This is a genomic window from Haloparvum sedimenti (assembly GCF_001462205.1).
GTDB classification, from domain to species: Archaea; Halobacteriota; Halobacteria; order Halobacteriales; family Haloferacaceae; genus Haloparvum; species Haloparvum sedimenti.
In genome coordinates, this window is sequence record NZ_LKIR01000074.1 from 1 (window position 1) to 1,143 (window position 1,143).

2 protein-coding genes are annotated in these 1,143 nt (G+C 66.1%); both read right to left on the minus strand.

Features of this window, described 5'->3' with window-relative positions; genetic code table 11:
• Positions 1-619: hypothetical protein (locus AN233_RS05005; RefSeq protein ID WP_058365749.1), on the minus strand; the 619-nt coding region annotated here is incomplete at its 3' end.
• Positions 620-1,143, minus strand: a 524-nt coding sequence (locus AN233_RS05010; protein ID WP_058365750.1) for a hypothetical protein, incomplete at its 5' end; no start/stop codon positions are given.

The following is a 1,143-nucleotide window of genomic DNA, read 5'->3' on the forward strand; positions in this document are numbered from 1 at the left end:
CGTCCGGGTCCTCCCAGCGCACCTGATACGGCGCGGAGATGCGCGCCTGAAGCTCCATGTCGGCCCCGAGGAACCGCTGAAGCGGCGACTCGTTGAGCGACAGGAACTCGGGCTCCTCCGACTGCGGCGCCTTGTGAACGAGGCCGAGGTTGACCTCGTAGAGCGATTCGGAGTTGCTGGTCGACGCGGACGGCGCCGCCTTCCGGAGCTCGAACGAGGCCGCCTTGCCGCTCACGTAGTAGGCGTGAACGGTGACGACGGCTCCCGGTCCGGTGATCGTGAACTCGTCCGCGTCGTGGTTGACGGAGTCGGGCGACCCCTGATAGTCGCCATCGAACCAGACCACCACGTCCTCGGTGTCCGCCGACTCGATCAGGTCGTGGGTGACGCTGAAGGTCTGAGAACTGCCGTCTCCGGCCGTCTGGAACGACTGATACGCCGGGATGACGATGCGGAGCGGGTGCTTACGGCCGGTGCGGAGCGCAGTCGCCACGTCCGCGGTCAGACCCGCGATCTCCGACATGGTCCCCTGCGAGTTGGTCGACGTTTCGAACTGGCGCGGGGAGAGCGTCGTGTTGCGACGCTGCACCTGCCTCAGCCGGGCCATCACGTCGGACATCTACCGCGACCCCTCCTTGACCGCGGAGCTGTCGACGTAGATCTCGGAGTTGTTCCAGTCGATCTCCGCGGCCGAGTCGATGCTGATGAACGCATCGTCCACGTCGCGGATGTCGACGTGCGACACCGGTCCGGACTGCGGTGCGCTGTCGGGGTACTCCAGCACGACCTTCGCGGCGTCGACGTTGTCCACGTTGCGCTGCTCGCTGATCGTGGACTGGTTGTAGTGACTGATCTGCTCCAGCTTCCCGTAGAGCAGGGTGTCCTTCGCCCCAGCACGCTCGATCTCGATCTCGACCTCCGTGTTCGTCGGGAGCGGGTCGCCGTTGCTGTCGCGGAGGTCCATGTAGATCGGGACGCCCACCTCCTGCTCGCCGCGAGATACGGAGTTGAGGATGCGGACGAAGGTACCGCGCTCGGCCACGATCCCGATGATGGGCGTGGCCCGCGGGACGCCCGCCGCGTTCGTGTACGTCTCCACGATGTCGGACGTAGCGCCCATCGAGGCGTAGAGGTCCGCCATCA